At 40.2% G+C, this 14803-nt stretch carries 15 protein-coding genes; 7 read left to right on the forward strand and 8 right to left on the reverse strand.

Annotated elements, in window-relative coordinates; genetic code table 11:
- Positions 1–31: 31 nt before the first annotated feature.
- The 5 genes from AN390_RS03700 (at position 32) to AN390_RS03720 (ending at position 4412) form a co-directional block, all read left to right on the forward strand.
- Positions 32–1078, forward strand: coding sequence for a GGDEF domain-containing protein (locus tag AN390_RS03700; RefSeq protein ID WP_173644023.1), 1047 nt, complete (start codon positions 32–34; stop codon positions 1076–1078).
- 110 nt (positions 1079–1188) lie between these two features.
- On the forward strand, positions 1189–2052 hold the full coding sequence (locus AN390_RS03705; RefSeq protein WP_236695069.1) for a MipA/OmpV family protein: 864 nt from the start codon (positions 1189–1191) through the stop codon (positions 2050–2052).
- Between the two features lie 13 nt (positions 2053–2065).
- The gene (locus tag AN390_RS03710; RefSeq protein WP_036963332.1) at positions 2066–2434 is read left to right on the forward strand and encodes a DUF3019 domain-containing protein; all 369 of its coding nucleotides are present in this window, start codon (positions 2066–2068) and stop codon (positions 2432–2434) included.
- A gap of 14 nt (positions 2435–2448) precedes the next feature.
- Positions 2449–3141 carry a response regulator transcription factor gene (locus AN390_RS03715; protein ID WP_024031826.1) on the forward strand — a complete coding sequence of 231 codons (693 nt, stop codon included), beginning with the start codon at positions 2449–2451 and terminating at the stop codon, positions 3139–3141.
- A 23-nt stretch (positions 3142–3164) separates the two neighbouring features.
- Positions 3165–4412, forward strand: a complete 1248-nt coding sequence (locus AN390_RS03720; RefSeq protein ID WP_055253009.1) for an ATP-binding protein — start codon at positions 3165–3167, stop codon at positions 4410–4412.
- Between the two features lie 298 nt (positions 4413–4710).
- Here AN390_RS03720 and AN390_RS03725 read toward each other — a convergent pair whose 3' ends face one another.
- Both AN390_RS03725 and AN390_RS03730 read right to left on the reverse strand, forming a co-directional pair.
- Positions 4711–4932: a DUF3820 family protein gene (locus tag AN390_RS03725; RefSeq protein WP_004587357.1), complete on the reverse strand. Its 222-nt coding sequence runs from the start codon at positions 4930–4932 to the stop codon at positions 4711–4713.
- A 405-nt stretch (positions 4933–5337) separates the two neighbouring features.
- Positions 5338–6912 (reverse strand): cation:proton antiporter family protein, encoded by a 1575-nt coding sequence (locus AN390_RS03730; RefSeq protein WP_054982159.1) that lies wholly within the window; start codon positions 6910–6912, stop codon positions 5338–5340.
- A gap of 266 nt (positions 6913–7178) precedes the next feature.
- On the opposite strand from AN390_RS03730, the gene AN390_RS03735 reads away from it, so the two are divergent.
- Both AN390_RS03735 and AN390_RS03740 read left to right on the forward strand, forming a co-directional pair.
- Positions 7179–7922 carry a sporulation protein gene (locus tag AN390_RS03735; protein WP_004587355.1) on the forward strand — a complete coding sequence of 248 codons (744 nt, stop codon included), beginning with the start codon at positions 7179–7181 and terminating at the stop codon, positions 7920–7922.
- Between the two features lie 58 nt (positions 7923–7980).
- Entirely contained in the window at positions 7981–8430 is a 450-nt protein-coding gene (locus tag AN390_RS03740) for a GNAT family N-acetyltransferase (protein ID WP_004587354.1), read from the forward strand.
- Between the two features lie 101 nt (positions 8431–8531).
- On the opposite strand, the gene AN390_RS03745 is transcribed toward AN390_RS03740, so the two are convergent.
- The 6 genes from AN390_RS03745 to AN390_RS03770 form a co-directional block, all read right to left on the reverse strand.
- Entirely contained in the window at positions 8532–9884 is a 1353-nt protein-coding gene (locus AN390_RS03745) for a sodium-dependent transporter (RefSeq protein ID WP_055253010.1), read from the reverse strand.
- A gap of 470 nt (positions 9885–10354) precedes the next feature.
- Complete coding sequence (locus tag AN390_RS03750; RefSeq protein ID WP_055253011.1) at positions 10355–11647, reverse strand: HAMP domain-containing sensor histidine kinase; 1293 nt, start codon at positions 11645–11647, stop codon at positions 10355–10357.
- A 17-nt stretch (positions 11648–11664) separates the two neighbouring features.
- Positions 11665–12372, reverse strand: a complete 708-nt coding sequence (locus AN390_RS03755; protein WP_054982162.1) for a response regulator transcription factor — start codon at positions 12370–12372, stop codon at positions 11665–11667.
- Between the two features lie 195 nt (positions 12373–12567).
- The gene (locus tag AN390_RS03760) at positions 12568–12951 is read right to left on the reverse strand and encodes a DUF3019 domain-containing protein (protein ID WP_004587350.1); all 384 of its coding nucleotides are present in this window, start codon (positions 12949–12951) and stop codon (positions 12568–12570) included.
- Positions 12941–13798 carry a MipA/OmpV family protein gene (locus AN390_RS03765; protein WP_055253012.1) on the reverse strand — a complete coding sequence of 286 codons (858 nt, stop codon included), beginning with the start codon at positions 13796–13798 and terminating at the stop codon, positions 12941–12943. Before AN390_RS03765 ends, AN390_RS03760 begins: the two co-directional genes overlap by 11 nt.
- Before the next feature lie 87 nt (positions 13799–13885).
- Complete coding sequence (locus AN390_RS03770; RefSeq protein ID WP_029773447.1) at positions 13886–14689, reverse strand: hypothetical protein; 804 nt, start codon at positions 14687–14689, stop codon at positions 13886–13888.
- Positions 14690–14803 lie beyond the last annotated feature (114 nt).

A 14803-nucleotide genomic window follows, 5' to 3' on the forward strand; every position in this document is an offset into this window, starting at 1 on the left:
AAATAATGACGCACGAGAGTTTATAATAATTATGGATCATGCTGTATCGCTCGCTCATTCTGCTCAATGTTTAAAAAAAGCAATTCCTCTGATGGTAAAGTACCGAATGCCGGTAACGCCTATCAATTACGCTATTTGGTATTGCTATGTGCAAGGCAGTAAGCCAGCATTAAATGCTGAGCTTGATCACGTCATTGCTGAGCAACAAACATGTACTCAAAATAAAGCAAAAGAAATTTTTGATAAGCATTTAAGCGAAGATGACTTAGTGTTTTTTCAAGAAATGGCAGATCGCTTCCATGGCACTATGGAGCAAGTACAGCATGATATAAGCGTTACCCTCGATCATTCTAAAAGCTTTACCACGTCGTTGGTAGATTCTCAAAATGAGTTAGCAAGTTTAGCTAATGTAAATTCGTTTAACGAAATACTCGGTTGTGTTGAACGCTTAACTGACGAGTCGGTGGCTATGCAAGACTATGCGCGAGAATTTCAAACTAAGCTTGCGGTAGCCTATAACGAAATTAAAGATTTAAAAGAAGCACTTAACCTTTCTCAAGAAGCAGCCGATACAGACCCCCTGACAGGCTTTTTTAATAGAAGAAAGTTTGATGATGATATTCAGCAGTTTTGTCAAACCTATTCAGAGCAAGCTGACGAGAGCGTATTGGCGGTACTAATCATGTTTGATATTGATCACTTTAAACGTTTTAACGACGATTTTGGTCATCAAAAAGGCGATGAAGTACTTAAATTAGTAGCCAAAAAAGTTTCGCAAAATATTTCCGATAGCCTGAATGTTTACCGCTATGGTGGTGAGGAGTTTTGTATTACCGGGTATTTTGACAGCATCAACGAGATTATGGTGTTTGCTGATAAAATTCGTTTAGATATTGCCTCATTAACTATCCGTAAAAAAGACGATGTAAATTCTAAACGTGCAATTTCTGCAAGTTTTGGGCTCGCTATGTTACGTCCATTCACGAAAGGTTCGGTACTTATTGAGCGCGCCGACCGTGCTTTATATATAGCTAAAACACATGGTCGCAACCGTATTGAAATAGCCCCTGATATTTAAATGTGATACGCATGTATAAAAATTGTGAACGATTGTAACCAAGTGGCGCACATTTGTGCTTACCTTGCTAGTATGGGTGACTTACTTATTTACTCATTTAGATTAGGTTAATGCGGCTCAATACTTTTATTTACATTTTTTGCTTTGTGGTGTGTCTTGCTTGCGTGCCTAGCACAGCTTCGCAGGCCTACAACGAACAAGAGTATGCGCAGCAACATATTACTGTTAAGAAGTGGCATGTAAATCTAAGTGTCGGCGCGGGTGTTATTACCAACCCTCTGCATGGCGGAAAAAACGTCCCGCTCCCTGTGATCCCGCGAATTGCTTTTTATGGTGAGCGTTGGTTTTTCGATAATGGTCGCCTTGGCTACACACTTAAAGAAAATCAAAAGCATCATTTTAATATCGTTTCAGAACTTAACGCAGAGTCACGCTTTTTTATTGATTGGCATCCTAATAACCTCTTTGTTTTACCAGCAACCGCAGGTGCTTCTGCATTGGCGCAAAATAATCCCCAGCCTAAAAAAATAAATATCGATAATATTGATAATCGCCATTTAGCTCTAGATGCTGGGGGCAGCTATCATTATGTGCAGCAAAATCATGTGCTATCGATACAGTTATTACACGATATAAGTAATGTTTATAACGGTACTCGAGGCGCTATACAATGGCAGTACCACAGTGAAGTAGGGCGTTTAAAGTTAAAACCAACGCTTGGGGTTATCTATAAATCAGCTGAATTAAACAGCTACTATTATGGTTTAAAAGCACACGAAACCTCATTAGGTAAAATTGACGTTGGTAGTAGCTGGCAACCTTATGCTAAAATCGACGCCAGTTGGCCATTGAGTGAGGCTAACAGTCTTCGTTTTCATGTAGCATATTACGACTATTCAGCTATGGATGGCAGTCCGCTTTTTGAACGTAACTATTCAATGACTGCTTTTATAGGATTCGATCATACTTTTTAATATGAAGTATTTAATGTTGATTGTGCTTACAGTTTTTCTGTTTAGCCCTCCCGTTGTAGCGCAAAATGCGTCTTTAAAGGTCTCTCCCAAAGTGTGTGTTGTTTCTGAGCAGCAAGCGTTTTGCGATCTCGATTTAAAGTTTAATTGGCAGCAACCATCGCCAAGCGATGCATGCCTGTACCAACAAAACAAACTGATTAAATGCTGGCAACAGCAGGCTGTTGGTGAGTTTGAGTATAAAGCGCGTGTTCAGGTAGAGACCATATACTCCTTAATCAATCCTCATACCGGTGTGTTAATTGCTAAAACACACGTTGAAGTGCAAAGTGCTGATGCTAAAAAAAGTAGGCGCAGGCTTCGCTCTCCATGGAGCTATTTTTAATTTAGGAGCAACTCATGCCAAAAATTTTACTTGTTGAAGATGACCTAGGTTTACAACAACTAACAAAAGATTATCTTGAACATAATGGCTTAGAAGTAGACGTATTAAGCCGTGGTGATGAAGTATTTAGTTATCTTGAGAATAACGCTGCTGATTTAATGATTTTAGATATTATGTTGCCAGGTAAAGATGGCTTTAGCGTATGTCGACAAGTACGTGATAAGTTTTCGTTGCCAATTTTAATGCTTACTGCAAAAGGTGAAGACTTTGATCAGGTGATTGGCTTAGAGCTTGGCGCAGATGACTATGTGGTAAAACCTGCAGAACCGCGTGTTTTACTGGCGCGTGTAAATGCATTACTGCGTCGCGGGCAACCCGTGGTTAAGGCCGCAGAAGAGATTCAGTTTGGTGATTTAGTCATTGATAAAACCAGCCGAATTGTTAAATTAAACGAAAACGAAATAGTACTTACATCCCATGAGTTTGAGCTATTATGGCTACTTGCCTCAAATGCAGGCGAAGTACTAAGCCGTGAACATGTTCATCAACATATGATTGGCCGTCAATACGACGGGCTTGACCGTACCGTTGATGTACGCGTGTCACGAATTCGCAAAAAGCTAGGTGATAACAGCGATAAACCTTACCGTATAAAAACCGTGTGGGGGCAAGGTTACTTGTTTGTATCAGACGCCTGGGAAAAATAATATATGAAGGTAAATAAGGAATAATGGGCAAACTATTTATAAGTTTATATGTTTATATCATTGTTTCTTTATTTATTGTTAGTGGTGTTATAGAACAAGTTTGGCCTTACGAAGAGACGCAGCAGCAAGTGCTGTTAGATGATGAGTTTGGCCAAGCACTTTGGTTATTATCGCAAACCGATGATGGTCTAGATAAGCTAAAACACAGCTTTGAAAGCCAAGTTATTGCCCGCAAAGATCTTATTTTACCCCTTAAGCAGCAAGCCTCATTAGATAAAAATCATTACCTGTACCTGTATGATAAAAAGCAGCGTATAGTGTGGTATGTTGAGCTTGGTGATAACAAGCTACTTCAAATTGGCCCTGTAGGCGTTATAAAAGCACCTGAAAGCTCTGTTATCCCATATTTAATGTTACTGGCTATTGTAGGGTTACCTGTGGGGCTGTGGAGCTTTTTACTATGGCGTGATTTTTCTAAATTAAGCCATGCGTGCGAAGCGGTAGATGGCTCGCAAGACTTTAACTTAAGCAGTCCTTCTAAATCGTTTTTTTTACCCGTTACTGATACTCTAAAAGTAATGCAGCAGCGCATAGAGCATCTTCTTAGTGCGCAACAAGAACTTACCTCCTCTGTATCTCATGAATTTAGAACGCCCCTTGCACGATTAAAATTTGGTATAGCCATGTTAGAAGAAACACTGCAATCGGAAAAAGGGCAACATTACCTAACTAATATGCAGGCAGATATAAGCGAACTTGAAGCGCTTGTGTGTGAAATGCTTGAATATGCTCGGCTTGATTCGCAGCAACCAAGCTTAGCGAGAAGCGACGTTGATTTGGCTGCCTTAACACAATCGGTCATTAATAAGCTAAATTTTGCAAGCGGCATAGAGTTTAATGCGGTGTTACCACAGGCTTTAGTGTACAAGTGTGATGCGCACTTTATTGCGCGTTTAATGCAAAACCTAGTGGGCAATGCGTTAAAGTACGCTGTTAGTCGTGTTGATGTCACACTCAAAGCGCAGGGTGATGCAATTTACTTTATTGTGGAAGATGACGGAGAAGGTATTTTAAAAAGCGACAGAGAAAGCGTATTTAAACCTTTTACTCGTTTAGATAAAAGCCGTGATAAAAGCACAGGGGGCTTTGGTTTAGGCTTAGCAATAGTGGCAAAAATTGTATCGTGGCATAAAGGGCACTATTCAATCATTGACTCATCGCTTGGTGGCGCTAAGTTTATAGTTACCTTACCTAATACCTATCCAAAATAATATTAAATCATTTTGTGGGGCCAAATGTGTCGCTAGCTACGTTAAAAAATTCCCATTTACGACTGCATAAATGCAGAAGGTAGAGCAATGCAGGAGCAATTGCCGAGAACAACTAAATAGCTATCAACACGTTTTTCCACCCTCAAAATAGATCACTTAATTATGCGGATTGGTATAAAAGCAATTCACCTAAAAACGCCAGGCATAAAAAAAAGCGCCTAAGGCGCTTTTTGTGGTTAAAAACCAAAATCAACAAGTAGCAAAATAGTAGACCCGGCTACGTGGAAAAAGTTCTCAATTATTTTTCATTTTTTTTAAGTAGGGGCATCAGCATTTGCTCAAGCCCGTTTAATTTAACCTCGTACATCATTGCAAGCTGCGCTCCGAGTTTACTTTCTGGAAACCCTTGCTGTTTAAACCACACTAGGTAGGGCTCTGGCAAAAGCAATAAGGGTCTGCCTGCGTATTTTCCAAAGGGCATAATTGTATTAATGGCGAGCTTGAGTTCGGCTGTATCCATAATAAGTCAGTAATTGATAAAACGTATAATAGTAATACTACTGCTTATTAATAATAAACGCATTAAATAGTGGCTGGGTAAGCGGGCAAGTAAACAGAAATAAAATAGGCTGTGACGGGCAAGAAACAGCCTATTGAACGAGGGAGTAGGCCCTCTGATTGAATAAATTTGTGTTGATAAATAAATGCTTACCTTGCATTAATTAGCTGGAGTCTAATTATGCGACATAGGTGCGAAGGCGTTTATTTAAACAACACCGGTAGTTTATCTGTTTTTTTTACAGATAGAGAGAAGTAATGTAAAGGAATGTAAATAAAATGAGTTTTTAAACTAAAACTAATAAAAAAGCCTTATAAAAAATAAGGCGTTTTCATTTGGTTGTTTTTATTGTTTAGTATAAAAGTACTATTTTTCGAATAGCTCTTGCTTTACGTGCTCGGCAAAACCACTTCCTGCTTCTAAATAAAAGTTATAGGTCGAGTTTACGCCCATTTGTTCAAGCTCTTTTTGTTGATCAGGGTAATTGGCGATAGCTGTTACTTGGCCGTTATAGCCTGAGGCTTGTAACTGCTCTAATGCAAAAATATTTTGCATATGCTTTGGCATAGCTAACATGACCATTTCAACATGAGAGTGGTTAACGCGCTGCCAAAAGTCAGGGTCGGTGGCATCGGCAAGGAGTACCTTTCTATTGCGTTTAATATGTTTTTCTACCACCTCTGGTTTTATATCAATGCCCGCCACTACATTAGGGTGAGTCGCATTTATTGTTTCGTAGGCACCTGTACCTATGCGTCCCATACCAAATATAACGATTTTAGTGTCGTTTAGATTAACGGGTAGCTCTTCAGCTAAGCGGGTTTTGCTTTCGAATTTTAATAACCAGCGCTCAATTTTTACGTATAACTCGTTTGAGCGTTTATTAAGAGGCGATGCAATAACAAAGGTAATAGACACCGCAATAGCCATTACCGCCAGCCACTCTGAGGTGATCATGCCTGTAGAGGCTGCCACAGCACACACAATAAGGCCAAACTCACTAAAATTAGCAAGGCTAAATGCAGTGAGTAACGAGGTGCGCGCTCTGAGCTTAAAGGTATTCGTAAACACATAATAAAGTAAGGTTTTAACTGGCAGCACAAATATAAGGATTAACGCTACAATTAATGAATTAGCTGTAAGCTCTGCGTTTAAACCAATACTTAAGAAAAAACCGACCAGCAAAATATCTTTTAAATTAAGCAGCGACTTTGAAAGCTCTCCCGCCTTTTTATGTGGCGCAAACATCATCCCCATAATGAGCGCGCCTAAATCGCCCTTTAAACCTGCAAAATCAAAAGCGTTATAACCTGCAACCAACGCAAAGAAAAAGCCAAATAACGGCAATAGCTCACCATGTTTAGAGCGGTTAAGCACTGCATACATAAGCGGGCGCACTAAAGGTAGTGCAATAATTAAAGCAAGAGCCCACATATTAGGTACTTTGCCGGTGCTAATGGCTAAAAATATAACCGCAAAAATATCCTGCATAACTAAAATGCCAATGGCTATTTTTCCGTGTAGGCTTGCCATTTCACCGCGCTCTTCAAGTACTTTTACCGCAAATACAGTGCTTGAAAAGCTTAGCGCAAACCCAACTAATAAGGCACTTTGCCAGCTTAAATCAACAAACATAGGCACAGCAAAAATACCTAGCAGTAACATAAAGCCACTAAATAATGCACTGCTAAAAATAATGTGTAGGGTAGCGGGTGCCCATACTTGGGGCTTGATTAAGCTGTTTACTTTAAGTTTTAAGCCAATACTAAATAAAAGAAGTGTTACACCCAGTGCCGCAATGGTATCGAGTAGTTCGGTGCTTTTATAGCCAGATAAATTTAATGCAAAACCGGCAAGTAAAAAGCCAATAAGGGGAGGAAGTTTTAATTGATAAACACCAAAGCCACAAACAAACGCGGCGGCAAAATAGATTAGTTCCATAATTCTTAATATCACTTCATTTGGGATTGCAGTGTAGCGAAAATTTTATACCATTGAAAATAAAAATAGCCCTAAAAATGAGCGCGTTTAATCAATTACTTGCCCAGCTGCGTATAAAAAATGCACATTAAACACGTATTTAATCGTAAATAGCATGTAAATAACATTTTTTCACTGACATTGGCTTTTAAATATGGTTAAGATGCTTTAACGAAGGAGTTTAAGCTTGAGCAACAAACTGAGCCGCTCAGCTTAAGGAGATAGATATGTTTAAAAAGATTTTAGCGTCGGTAGGTATTGGCGCTGCAAAAGTAGATACAATTTTAGAAACTGAGCATCTTCAGCCAGGGCAACTTTTTAACGCTAATATCGTTATAACTGCAGGCGATGTGGCTCAAGAAATTGCTGGCCTTGATTTGTTTTTAATGACTCGCGTTAAAGTTGATGGCGAAGAAGGTGAGTACTTTACTAATCACGTAATTGATCAGTGGCGTATAACCGACATAGGCACTGTTGAGCCAGGTGAAGTTAAAAGCATTCCATTTGAAGCGCGCCTTCATCCAGAAACGCCAATTACTGAAATTAACGCCGGCTACAACCAATCACATGTATGGATTGAAACAGGCCTTGATATTGATTTAGCACTAGACCCAACAGATAAAGACCACTTGCATATTTACCCTAACGAAGCTGTTAAAACCTGTATGCAAGCAATGGATAAATTAGGGTTTAGTTTATTAAAAGCAGATGTTGAAAAAGGGCATTTACGTGCGCCTACTTTTCAGTCGGTATCGGGGTGTTATCAAGAGTTAGAATACAAGCCTAATAGCCGCAGCTTATTTGGTATTCAAGAAATTGAATTATCGTTTGTACCAGAAGCACATAAAACGCATGTTTTAATTGAGCTGGATAGAGCATTTAGAGGCGATGGTTATGTTGATTTAACCATAGAGCACGACCATGTGAATTTATCGCAGTTATGTGACCAATTAGAGCGTTTGTTTGCCTAAGTGATGCGTAGTTTAACTAAACCCAGCTTAGGCTGGGTTTTTTATTTTAGGATTTTATATGTCGTTTAAATGTGCGCATTTTGATGCGCTTGATACGCGTACTTTATTTACGATAATGCGCGGTCGTGTTGATGTATTTGTAGTAGAGCAAACATGCCCTTACCCTGAGCTTGATGAGGTAGACATTAACCCTAGTACTCAGCATTTATATGCAATTGCAGATAATAGTTTATTAGCTTATGCCCGCTGCTATGAAAAAAACGAGCAGTACAGTGCAATAGGCCGTGTACTGGTTTGCAAAAGTGAGCGAGGTAAAGGGCGGGCAACTGAGCTTGTAAATGCGGCCATAGCATGTTGTAAAAAGCAGTGGCCACAGCGTCATATTTATATAGGCGCACAAACCTATTTATTAGCATTTTATCGCTCTTTTGGCTTTACAGAAGTAGGGGAGCAATATCTAGAAGATGGCATCCCTCATCAAGATATGGTGTTAAATACACTAAGCTAATTTATTACGAGTAAATTTAAGCTATTAAAAAGCCCACTTAACGCGTGGGCTTCACTTCATTTAGAACTTAACCTGAACTCGGGTTAGTTAAAAATAACGTTTTAACTTAACACCGAATGTAAAAACACAGCACCAATAGCTATAGGGCACACAAACTTAGTGTATACAGGCCATACTTTCCAAAATAGTGTGTTATGAACCTCAGGGTTACCTTGCTGTATTGCTTTTAGTAGTGAGCCACGGTACCAAATCCAGCCAACAAAAATACAACACATCAAGCCAAGTAAAGGCTGAGCAACTTTAGTTGTTAGGGTGATCACTAAACCAAATAAGCTTCCTAAGTTACATACTATGGTAATGCTCACTGCGCTTATTAGCGCGCCAATTAGCCATGTAGCCTGCAGGCGGCTCATTGCAAAGCGCTCCACAGTATACGATACCGGCGCCTCTAACATTGAAATAGAGGAGGTAAGTGCGGCTATACTCATTAGGGCAAAAAATGCAAAGCCTATAAATAAACCCACAGAGCCCATACCATCAAACAATGCTGGTAGCACTTGAAACACCAGTGTGTCTTCAGAGAGAAGTTTGCCTGTAGATGAAAAAATTTCTACGCCTTGAGCTTGTGCGACATACATGGCAGGTATAATTAAAAGGCCCGCTACAAACGCGATAAACACATCTATTAAGGTTACATATGCGCCTAGCGTGACTAGGTTTTCTTTTTTACTTATGTAAGAGCCATAAATAATCATCACACTGGTGCCTAATGACAAAGAGAAAAACGCTTGGCCGAGTGCACTTACGAGTAAATTTGCATCAAATATAGATGAAAAATCAGGCAATAAATAGGCTTTAAGCCCTTGCATAGCACCTTCTTGGGTCATAACGTAGGCAATTAAGGCAAATAAAATACCTAAAAGCGCAGGCATCAGACGCTTAGACCATTTTTCTATGCCGTTTTCTACGCCACGGCTAATAATAGCCACGGTGAGTATAATAAATATCACTGTAAAAATGATGTTTCGCGAAAGTGACTGCTCACTTAACCACGTTGAAGCTTGGTTTGCACCAGCTAATGTAGTGAGAGGTTCAATTGTCGCGCTGAGCATCCAGCCTGCCACAATGGCATAAAAACTTAAAATAAAGCCCGCACATAAAATCCCGCCAAAACCCACGATAAAAGCAAAGCGCTTTTGCCACGCGTGTGATGTTATTTTTGTTAAAGAAGACACCGCATTAGCTTGTCCGTGGCGGCCAATTATAAGCTCAGCCATAAGTGCGGGGTATGCTAAAAAGAACGCGAGTACCAAATAAGCGACTAAAAAAGCGGCACCACCATTGCTTGCTGTTTGGGTAGGAAAACCCCAAATATTACCTAAACCTACTGCAGAGCCTGCGGCGGCCATTATAAATCCAAAGCGAGAGCTAAACTCACCTCTAACTGCGCTCATATTGTTGTACTTCTCTATTTTTTGACGGCGCTGACAATCTACTGGAATTGCAAATAAATAAAAAGTACTTATTTGCCCAATTGTGACAATAATTATCGTCTGGTGTGTCTATCACGCGATGCATTTAATTAATGTTATCAACAGGTTTAGAATAAGGAGTTGATTTTGTGTAATAAATTTTAGGGCCTGTTTACCTTTCGAGGTTAAATTTGCAGCAGTCTGTTTGGTGTTTAGGCAAGGCAGAGCCTATGTAGTGTGGTTGTTCCCCATAAATAGGCATAACGACGTATAAATGCCAAACAGGCGCTGCCCTAAGGGTTCTGCCTAGGGGCTATTTACTCTTTGTTACTCGGTTTTTACGTAGCCCACTAGGTTACAAACCTCGCGCCGCGATTAAACAGCCCCTAGATAGAACAAATTATAACCCTAAAAGGCCAACAGGCCCTAATTACAGTTGTGTAAATAATATTTTACGAATCGTGATGCTGGCCAATTTTAAGGGTAAAACACGCCCCTTGAAGCCGCGCACTTTTACTAACGCTTACACTGCCGTGATGCCAATCTGCCACTTTTGCAACAATGGCTAAGCCTAAGCCATAGCTTTTATCAGCACGGTTACGGTGGCTTTCTTCTCTAAAAAACGGGCTAAAAACGTTATTAAAGTTCTCTGGTGCGATGCCTGGGCCATCATCTTCAACTGTAATATATAAATAATGTTCATCGCGCTTTGCACTGACATAAATAGTGTCTTTTGCAAAGTCGCAGGCATTGCCAATTAAATTACTAATAGCCCGAGCAAGCCAATGTAAGTCAGCAAAAACCATATCGTCACTACTGTTTAGTTGTATTTTAAGTTGGCTGGTTTCAATTTTAGGCGAAAGCTGTGTAAGTAAATCTTCAAGATAGTGCGATAAATTAGTTTGCGAGTAGGTGAGCTGGTTGGCATTTTGCTCAAGGGTTGCAAAGGCTAAATAGCTTTTAAGCATCGATTCCATATGATCGAGATCGTTTTCCATACGCACAAGGTATTGCTTAACTTTAGGCATATCTGCGCTGTCGAGCGCAGCATCTAAGCCAAAGCGTAAACATGCGATAGGGGTTCTAATATCGTGCGATAAGCTCGATGCCATTAACTTGTTTTCCGCCACGAGCTTTTCTATTTGGCTAGCCATGCGGTTAAATGTAAGCTCAACATCTCTTATGTAGGTAAAGTGAGAGACCTTTATTCTCGCTTGTACATCACCTGCGGCAAACTTTTTAGCCGCATCGTTTAATACTGTTAAGCGTTTAGCTAGTGGGGCAATAATAAAGCCCATAAAAATGCAGAGCCCAGCATAAAACAACAAAGTTAAAATAATATCGTTGCGCTGATCTGTTTCAAAGCCTTTGTCTAGGCGCATGGAAAGATGATAAGGCGACAATACTTCGCTACTGTAGAGCATATAAAAACCTTGCTGGTCTTCCAAAATAAGGCCGCTTTGGGTATGCATTTGCAGTATTAAAGACGGCGGCAGGGCAAGGGATTCATTATTTTTGTAATCAAGCTTTACATTAAAGTCGTTTGCCAATTGCTTTACATAAGCTGCGCGCTCTGAGGTCGCTACACTACTCAAATGTTTACTAAAGCCGTTGATCATTTGACTTTGTAGGCTAAATTCATCATGCGGTGTTTGAGTTTGTTGGCTAAATGCATCGATTAGCCAGCCCAATACAACAATAGAAAGCAGCGCACTACCGAGTAGTGAAATGTAAAATTTTTTCATTTAAACCGCCACGGTTACTATTCCCACGCAGTGGCAACAAGTAAATAACCACGCCCCCAAATTGTTTTAATTTTTTCTGGGTTTTGCGGGTCATCATGAAACTTTTTGCGCAGCGCAGATATTAGTACATCAACACTTCTATCAAGCCCATCGTATTCACGGCCTTTGGTTGCTTTAAACACAGCATCACGCGAGACTACTTGGCCTGCATTACTGGCTAAATAGTGCAGTAGGAGGTACTCAGCACTAGAAATAGCCATATCTTGATTATTAAGCGTTACACTGCGTGATTGAGTATCAATACTGAGTGCGCCTACAGTAATCACACTCTCGTTAGTGGTTACTTTAGTCGGTTCGCTGGTAAGGCGCAGTGCTGCTTTTATACGGGCCAGTAATGCGCGAGGGCGCACTGGTTTCATGATGTAATCACTCGCACCTACTTCTAAACCAATTACTTCATCCATTTCATCATCGCGGGCGGTTAGCATAATAATGGGCGCGGTGTAAAAGCTACGTAGCTCTCTGCACACACTTATACCGTCTTGGCCTGGCAGCATAATGTCGAGCAGCACAATGTTAGGGTTTAAGTTTTTTACCTGGCTTATTACTTCATCGCCGCGGTGACAAACATGGGTGGTATAGCCTTGCTCGGTTAAGTACTCTGCAACCCATTGGGCTAAAGAGGTGTCATCTTCAACTAATAAAATAGTGCCGTAATTATCCATAAAGCTTCCTTAGTGTTAGAGGGTTGCCGTGTGTGGATTGAAACTCGCCCTTAAATAACCCTAAGGGCTGCATAGGTTTGGGATTTATGCTGCGTTAGTGCCTATTTAGCTGAACAACCACATTTTATAAGCGCTGACTTACTTAATTACCAAACACATTGCTGTAAAATCAATCACGAAAGGTCACACCTCTAATTAGAACAAGCGCCAGCGGCGTTTTTTTTGTCTATTTTGATAAACCCACTGCAGTTTAACCTCTGTTGTGGCAATAACTTGGGCTGTATTACTATCAAACAATTCAAAAGAAATACTTTGCTGGGAGTCGAAGGTATATTCAAATACGCCTTGTTGCTGCTTTAACCAGCATTGCATTATATATTTTGATGTTGCGTCTCTTAGGCAGTAATTACCAATAGTTGGTTGCTGCCAGCTAAGCGTTACATCAGCGTAGCAATTGCGGCCTTCGCGCAGTGCAACACAGGTGTCGGGCAGCGCAATTAATGGGGCTGTTTTATCTGTGGTTTTAGCAGATGAAATAGCAGGGAAGATCAATAATAAACAGATCCATCTAAAATACATAACGTAGGCCTACCTTGGCTTTATGTTGATACCCTTGAGAAATAATGGGGCTGTCGTCTATTTCTTTTGAAAACCACGTTGTTAACCAGCCAGACAAAAACACCCAATCTTGAGAAATAGGGTACTCAGCATGAAACTCAAACATAATACTGGTACTGCCATTAGGGGTGTAAATAGGGCGGTTAGCGGTGGCTTCGTCTGCATCTATACCAAAGTAATAGTTAGTAAAACTGCCCGAATAAGCGCTAATACCCACCCCAGATCTAAACTCCCAATTACGCCATGGCAAAATATGGCTAAAAAAGGTGTTAAACACCCAGCCATTATGTGTACCTGTAATATCATGTAAAAACTCAAACGAAATTTGCGAGTTTTCAAAGCGGCGCGTTAATCTTAGCCCAGCATCAAAATCGTAATTACGCGATTTTATACCCGCAAGCTCTTCTATTACACCGTGGTTGTAAAAACCTAAACCTTTGTCATCAAAGCCAGCCTGAGTATTGGTGCCTAATATATCCAAGCCCCAATCAAATTTATCTATAAGGCTGTAACCCACAACTAAGCCGCCGCTTAACTGGTTATGATCAAAGTCGAGATAAAAGTTTTCGTAGGAAATAGCCAGGCTTAAATCGAGTTCAATGCCATCGTCATAGGAATCAAGGCCAATTAGGTAAGAGTCTTCTACATAATAACCAGCCCCAGCGCTCCAATCCCACGCAAAACCTTGGGTGGGCTCTAGCGTGTTATCAGCATAGTATCGATTGCTTGCTTGGCTTTGAAAGCTCAAAAAAATGGCGCAAAGCAATACGCTATTAATAAAAGTATGCTGTAAGAAAGCGTTTTTCATCCCTGGGGACCTAATTATTATTTGTTATTAAGCGTATTATATTGGTAAGTGAATCCTTGAATCTGTAAAAAAATGTAGTTTTTTACGTTATTGCACTTTTATTTTATCAATTAAAATACTGCTTAAGTAATATTGCATCATAGGCGTTAAGGCACTCACCTCTGTACGCGTACATGGGCCTTGTAGTTTAGTTAAGCTGCTTAATTTAGTAATGGTTTTAAAGGGCGGTACAGTTACTTCCTTACCTGCGCGCGCTATACGGGCTTGCTCGGTATTTTGTTGATGTACAAATGTTGCCACTTCTAACTCATTAGTAATTTTTTGCTCTTGGGCAAAGCTAAACAATAAAGGCTCACGGTGGAAGCTTGCGCTGTCTATTGATGATTTTGCAAACCATACCACATCGCCAGAGGCGCGGTGCGTAATGCGCATGCTCACTTGCGCTAGTATGGTGGCGCATTGTTGGGTAGGGTATTGCTGCGCTACTTTGGCAAATAAAGGGTACGGGTTTTCAGGTTGAGTTAACGCATATTTTGTATCGTCAGTAAATGCTAAATCTAACTGATGAATAGCTAACGTGTAGTCACTGTTTTTGCTATCAGTCACTTCTAAGCCTTTATCGTTCAAGGCTTGGGTTATTTGCTTTAATAGCGTGTCTGTTACGCTTGCTTTATCGGTTGTAATACGCACTGTTTGGCCGCGTGTTACTTTGTGCGCCGGTAACTGTACAGACTTAACTTTTGGCGATGCGTGCTCTGTTTTGTACTCAAGCTGGTAAGTTTCGCTCTTTAATGTTGGCTTTAACGGTAAAGCCAAAGGCTCGGCCGGCTGTTTGGTAATTGCACAACCTGCTGATAATAATATAAAAAGTGATACAACTATAAAACGCATAAATACTTAACATCCACTTAAAAAGCCAATAATCGCAACATTGTACGTTAGTCCTATCAAAACTTCATGATATTATGCACATAGATGTAGTTAAAAAAAGAATAAATTTGTAAC

Source organism: Pseudoalteromonas sp. P1-11, from assembly GCF_001399995.1.
Lineage (GTDB): Bacteria > Pseudomonadota > Gammaproteobacteria > Enterobacterales > Alteromonadaceae > Pseudoalteromonas > Pseudoalteromonas atlantica.